Origin of the sequence: Guyparkeria sp., from assembly GCF_041687595.1 — a bacterium.
In the GTDB taxonomy this organism is placed as follows: Bacteria; Pseudomonadota; Gammaproteobacteria; order Halothiobacillales; family Halothiobacillaceae; genus Guyparkeria.
This window is the reverse complement of sequence record NZ_JAWLBP010000070.1, coordinates 1-6019: the sequence shown is the minus strand read 5'-3', so window position 1 is coordinate 6019 and position 6019 is coordinate 1. Positions and strand designations below refer to the sequence as shown.

Here is a 6019-nt window from a genome sequence, read left to right as displayed (position 1 = left end):
CGCCTGGTGAAGAAGGGGCTCGCCTACAAGAAGACCGCGGTGGTCAACTGGGACCCGGTCGACCAGACGGTGCTGGCCAACGAGCAGGTCATCGACGGCTGCGGCTGGCGGTCGGGCGCGCCGGTCGAGCGCCGCGAGATCCCGCAATGGTTCATCCGCATCACCGACTATGCCGACCAGCTGCTCGAGGACCTGGACAAACTGGACCAGTGGCCCGAGCAGGTGCGCACCATGCAGGCCAACTGGATCGGCCGGTCGCGCGGGGTGCAACTGGACTTCGCCGTCGAGAACGGCGAGCCGCTGACCGTCTTCACCACCCGCCCGGACACGCTGTACGGCGTGACATACCTCGCCGTGGCCGCCGACCACCCGCTGGCCGTGGCCGCCGCCGAGACGGACTCGAAGGTGGCCGACTTCCGTGAGGAGTGCCGCCACACCAAGGTCGCCGAGGCCGACATGGCGACCATGGAGAAGAAGGGTCTGCCGCTGGGCGTGACCGCCACCCATCCACTGACCGGCGAGACGGTGCCGGTCTGGGTGGCCAATTTCGTGCTGATGGAATACGGCACCGGCGCGGTGATGTCCGTCCCGGCGCACGACGATCGCGACTGGGAGTTCGCCACCAAGCACGACCTGGCGGTCAAGCCGGTGATCCAGGGCAGCGACCCCGACCACGATTACGCCCAGGCTGCGATGACCGAGAAGGGCACGCTGATCGACTCGGGCGAGTTCACGGGGCTTTCCAGCGAGGAGGCCTTCGATCGCATCGTCGCCAAGCTCGCGGCCGACGGCCGCGGCGAGCAGACCATCAACTACCGCCTGCGCGACTGGGGCGTTTCGCGCCAGCGCTACTGGGGTTGCCCGATCCCGATCATCAACTGCGAACACTGTGGCCCGGTGCCGGTGCCCGACGAGGACCTGCCGGTGGTGCTGCCCACCGACGTGGTGATGGACGGTCCGGGCTCGCCGATCAAGTCGGACCGCTCGTTCATCGAGACCACCTGCCCGGAGTGCGGTGGCGAGGCCGAGCGCGAGACCGACACCTTCGACACCTTCTTCGAATCGAGCTGGTATTACGCGCGCTTTGCGAGTGCCGATTCCAGTGAGGCGATGCTCGACGATCGTGCTGGCTACTGGCTGCCGGTCGACCAATACGTCGGCGGCATCGAGCACGCCGTGCTGCATCTCCTGTACGCGCGCTTCTTCCACAAGCTGATGCGCGATGAGGGCCTGATCCCGGCCGACTGCCCCGAGCCGTTCACCCGCCTGCTTACCCAGGGCATGGTGAACAAGGACGGCGCGAAGATGAGCAAGTCCAAGGGCAACACCGTTGACCCGCAGGAGCTGATCGAGGAATACGGCGCGGACACGGTGCGCCTGTTCATGATGTTTGCCGCGCCGCCCGACCAGGGGCTGGAGTGGTCGGACTCGGGCGTCGAGGGCGCGCACCGCTTCCTCAAGCGCCTGTGGAGGCAGGTCGCCGAGCGCAAGGCGGCAGGCATCGACTTGTCCCGACGCATCGAGTCGGCCAGTGAACTGGCCGATGCCGATGGCGCGGCGAAGGACCTGTACCGCAAGCTCCACGAGACCATCGGCCGGGTCACCGACGACATCGACAAGCGCCAGACCTTCAACACGGTGATCGCGGCGAACATGGAGCTGTTCAACGAGCTGGCCCGGTTCGAGGCGACCGACGCGGTCGGCGAGGCGGTCGTCTCGGCCACCATTCAGGACATGCTGCGCATGCTCGCGCCGATCGTGCCGCACATCACCCACGTGCTCTGGCATGAAGTGGGCGGGGAGGGCACCATTGCCGATGCCGCCTGGCCGACCCAGGACGAGGCGGCGCTGGTGCGCGACGAGATCGAGATGGTCGTTCAGGTCAACGGCAAGCTGCGCGCGAAGATCAACGTGCCGGCCGCTGCAGACAAGGCGGCCATCGAGGCGCAGGCGTTGGCCAACGAGGACGTGCAGCGCTTCACCAACGAGGGCGAGGTCAAGCGTGTGATCGTGGTGCCGAACAAGCTGGTCAACATCGTGGTGGCAAAGTAATGAACGTCTCAGCGGCAAGCGGTGCATTGCGGGCCCTGGTGGCCCTCGCGTCCCTCGTGGTAGTAGTGCAGCTCGCCGGCTGCGGCTACCACCTGCGGGGCATGACGCAGGTCGACCCGGCCTTCGAGCGCGTACACGTCTCGGGGCTGTCGAAGTCCGGCACGGTCTACCGCACGCTGGTCGCCGAGTTTGCCAACGCGGACGCGGAGCTGGTCGACGCCCCGCGCGATGCCACCGCACGTCTGGTGGTCGAGAGCGACACGGTCGAGGAGCGCGCCTCGGTGGTCGACCCGAGCGCCGACGTGCGCCAGTACGAGCTGCTGCACCAGCTGCGCTACCGCATCGAATTGCCCGACGGGTCCCGCACGCCCAGCTACGAGATCAGCCAGGCGCGCAACTACAACTACGACCCGACCGGCGTGCTGGCCTCCTCCAGCAACGAGGCGCAGATTCGCCGCGAACTGGGCGAGCTGGTCGGCCAGCTCCTGTTCTACCGACTGCTCGCGCCGGTCGATCCCGACACCCTGATCGCGCCTGGCGAAGGTCGCTGAGGTCGCGTGCTCGCCAAGCCGCAGGAATTCGAGCAGCGCCTCGCCCGTGGCCTCGAGCCGCTGTACGTCATCGGCGGTGACCAGCCGCTGCTCGTCCAGGAAGCCCGGGATGCCATCGTGGCGAAGGCGAGGGCCGAGGGCTGTGAGGAGCGCCTGCGCTTCGAGGTCGACGGCCGGTTCGACTGGGGGTCGCTCGAGAGCCAGGGCGCGAGCCTGTCGCTGTTCGCCTCCCGTCGGATCATCGACCTGCGCCTGCCGGGCGGCAAGCCGGGGCGGGACGGGTCCAAGGCGCTCACTGCGCTGGCCGATCGCGTCAAGGGCGGAGGCGAGACGGACGTCTGGATCGTCAGCCTGCCGAAGATCGACCGGCAACTGCAGAAGAGCGCTTGGTTCAAGAAGCTGGCCGCCGCGGGTCTGGCGGTCAATTTCTACGACATCCCGCTCTCGCGGCTGCCGCAATGGATCGCCCAGCGCGCAGGGCAGGCCGGAGTGCGCCTCGAGCGGGACGCCGCCGAGCTGATCGCCGGCCGGGTCGAGGGCAACCTGCTGGCCGCCTCGCAGGAAATCGAGAAACTGGCCCTGCTGGACCTCGAAGGCCCGGTGGACGCCGCTCGCGTGGCGCAAGGTCTGGCCAACCAGTCGCGGCTGGACACCTTCTCCCTGAGCGATGCCATCCTGGACGCGGACCGGGAGCGGGGACTCTACCTGCTCTCGCGATTGCGCGGGGAGGGCACCGAACCCCTGTTGATCCTGTGGGTGATCGCCCGTGATCTGCGCGCCCTGGTGGCACTGGCCAATCGCGACCAGGCCGGTTTCAAGAACACCCGCATCCCCGCGTTTCTCGCCAAGCGCTACCAGGTGCGGGCCCGCGCCATGCCGGCCACGAGCTGGCAACGCCTGCTGGCCGGGTGCGCCGAGGTGGATCGCTGCATCAAGGGGCTGGGGGAGGGCTGTGACGCCGGCGGTGGGCGGGCCTGGGCACTGCTCGACCAGGTGATGCTGCATGCCACCCGGCCGGGACGGTAGAATCGAGACAATCACTGGGTAGTCGCGAGTCGGGTCGTGTCCGGCTCGGGCGAACGAAACATCAGGAGACCGCGACCGATGGCCAATGAACAATCCGTGACCGAGACAGTCCAGTCGATGGGGCGTGCCGCGCGCCGGGCGGCACGTGCGCTCTCGCGCGTGGACACCCGGGCGAAGAACGCCGCCCTGCTGGCGATCGCCGACGAGCTGGTCGAGCGTACCGACGCGCTGATCGAGGCCAACAAGAAGGACCTCGAGGCCGGTCGTGCCAACGGGCTCGACGAGGCCATGATCGACCGCCTGGCCTTCGATGCCGCCGGCATCGAGAAGATGGCCGAGGGCGTGCGCCAGATCGCCTCACTGCCGGACCCGGTCGGCGAGATCACCGACACCGTCTTCCGTCCTTCGGGCATCCAGGTCGGTCGCATGCGCGTGCCGCTGGGCGTGATCGGCATCATCTACGAGTCGCGGCCCAACGTGACCATCGACGCCGCCGCCCTGTGCCTGAAGTCCGGTAACGCCACCATCCTGCGCGGCGGCTCCGAGGCGATCCACAGCAACCAGGCTCTGGCCGGCTGCATCCGTTCCGGTCTGGAGGCCGCCGGGCTGCCGGCCGAGACCGTGCAGATCGTGGGCACCACCGACCGCGAGGCGGTTACCGCGATGCTGCACAGCCCGGAGGCGATCGACGTGATCATACCGCGCGGTGGAAAGGGGCTGGTTGCGCTCGTCTCGCGCGAGGCGCGCATGCCGGTGATCAAGCACCTCGACGGCGTCTGCCATGTCTACATCGATCCGGATGCCGACCTCGACAAGGCGAAGGCCATCGCGATCAACGCCAAGACCCATCGCTACGGGGTCTGCAACGCCATGGAGACATTGCTGGTCGACCAGGAGGTCGCCGAGGCGGTATTGCCGGATCTCGCCCGGGAATACGCGAAGCACGAGGTCGAGCTGCGCGGCTGTGAGCGCTCGCGTGCGATCGTCCCGTCCATGGTTGCCGCGACCGACGACGACTGGGGCGAGGAGTATCTCGGCCCGATCCTGGCCGTGGCGGTGGTCGACGGACTGGATGCCGCCATCGAGCATATCGAGACCTACGGCTCGCACCACACCGACACCATCGTTACCGAGAACTACACCCGCGCGCGGCGCTTTTTGCGCGAGGTGGACTCGGCCTCGGTAATGGTCAATGCCTCCACCCGCTTCGCCGACGGCTTCGAGTACGGGCTGGGCGCGGAGATCGGCATCTCCACCGATAAGATCCATGCCCGCGGCCCGGTCGGCCTGGAAGGGCTGACGGCGCAGAAGTTCATCGTGCTGGGCAACGGCGAGACCCGGGATTGATCGCGCGCCCATGATCGGGATCTTCGGCGGGACCTTCGACCCCATCCACATCGGACACCTGCGCCTGGCCACCGAGGTGGCCGAGGCGCTGGGCCTCGACCGGGTGCAACTGGTGCCGGCGGCCATCCCGCCGCACCGCGGCGAGCCGTTGCTCGATGCCGACACCCGACTGGAACTGGTGGCCGAGTCCATCGCCGACGATCCGCGCCTGGTTCTCGACGACCGCGAGCATCGCCGCGCGGGGCCGTCGTACACCAGTGACACGTTGGCCGAGTTCGCCGCCGAGTTCCCGGGCGAGCCGCTGGTGCTGTTGATGGGCATGGATGCGTTCAACGGGCTGCCGGACTGGCACGAGGTCGATCGCATCCTGGAATCCGCGCACATCGCGGTTGCGACCCGTCCTGGTGCCCGGGCGCAGGGGACGGCCCGGGAGTGGTTGGAGGCACGTCGTGCCACGGCCGAAGATCTGCCCGGCGCCGCGCCGGGGCGGATCGTTCCCGTGGAGATCACCCGGCTGGACATTTCCGCGACCGGGCTGCGTGCGCTGGTCGATCAGGGTCGGTCGCTGCGCTATCTCGTGCCCGAACCGGTCGTCCGTCACTTCACTTGTGGTTGACCGTATCCCCGGATCGGTCGACCATTGCCGTTTTTGAATCGGTGGCCCGATGCCGCCATGCCGACAGGTTACCTTCATGAGTGCCAACCAACCGCCATCCACCCGCAACGCACCGGTCGACCAGACCCCGCCGATGCCGGCCGAGGAGATCCTCGGCCACGTCGTCGAGGCCCTGGAGAACCTCAAGGCCGTGGATCTCGTCACGCTGGACGTGCGCGAACGCTGCAATTTCACCGACTACATGGTGTTTGCCTCCGGTACCTCCGACCGTCACCTCAAGGCCATGGCGCAGGAAGTGGTCAAGGGCCTCAAGGAGCAAGGCATGCGGCCGATGAACGTCGAGGGCGATGACACGCCGCAGACCGAGTGGGTGCTGGTCGACTTCATCGACGTGATCGTCCACCTGATGATGCCCGAGACCCGCGCG

At 67.9% G+C, this 6019-nt stretch carries 6 protein-coding genes; all 6 read left to right on the top strand.

Annotated features, from left to right (window positions below; genetic code table 11):
- Window positions 1–2052, top strand: a 2052-nt coding sequence (leuS, locus tag ACESL5_RS09190; protein ID WP_372592482.1) for a leucine--tRNA ligase, incomplete at its 5' end; no start/stop codon positions are given.
- Entirely contained in the window at window positions 2052–2603 is a 552-nt protein-coding gene (gene lptE, locus ACESL5_RS09185; protein WP_372592481.1) for an LPS assembly lipoprotein LptE, read from the top strand. The genes leuS and lptE, both read left to right, overlap by 1 nt.
- A gap of 6 nt (window positions 2604–2609) precedes the next feature.
- Window positions 2610–3629: a DNA polymerase III subunit delta gene (holA, locus tag ACESL5_RS09180; RefSeq protein ID WP_372592480.1), complete on the top strand. Its 1020-nt coding sequence runs from the start codon at window positions 2610–2612 to the stop codon at window positions 3627–3629.
- 78 nt (window positions 3630–3707) lie between these two features.
- Window positions 3708–4976 (top strand): glutamate-5-semialdehyde dehydrogenase, encoded by a 1269-nt coding sequence (locus ACESL5_RS09175; RefSeq protein WP_372592479.1) that lies wholly within the window; start codon window positions 3708–3710, stop codon window positions 4974–4976.
- Window positions 4977–4986: 10 nt separating this feature from the next.
- A complete protein-coding gene (gene nadD / locus ACESL5_RS09170) occupies window positions 4987–5592 on the top strand; it encodes a nicotinate-nucleotide adenylyltransferase (protein WP_372592478.1) in 606 nt (201 codons plus the stop codon).
- 76 nt (window positions 5593–5668) lie between these two features.
- On the top strand, window positions 5669–6019 hold a 351-nt coding region (gene rsfS, locus ACESL5_RS09165; protein WP_372592477.1), incomplete at its 3' end, for a ribosome silencing factor.

Excerpts from the sequence above, each read along its gene's own strand:
- lptE (WP_372592481.1), top strand. The coding sequence starts at position 2,052 with ATGAACGTCTCAGCGGCAAGCGGTGCATTGCGGGCCCTGGTGGCCCTC.
- ACESL5_RS09175 (WP_372592479.1), top strand. The coding sequence starts at position 3,708 with ATGGCCAATGAACAATCCGTGACCGAGACAGTCCAGTCGATGGGGCGT.
- nadD (WP_372592478.1), top strand. The coding sequence starts at position 4,987 with ATGATCGGGATCTTCGGCGGGACCTTCGACCCCATCCACATCGGACAC.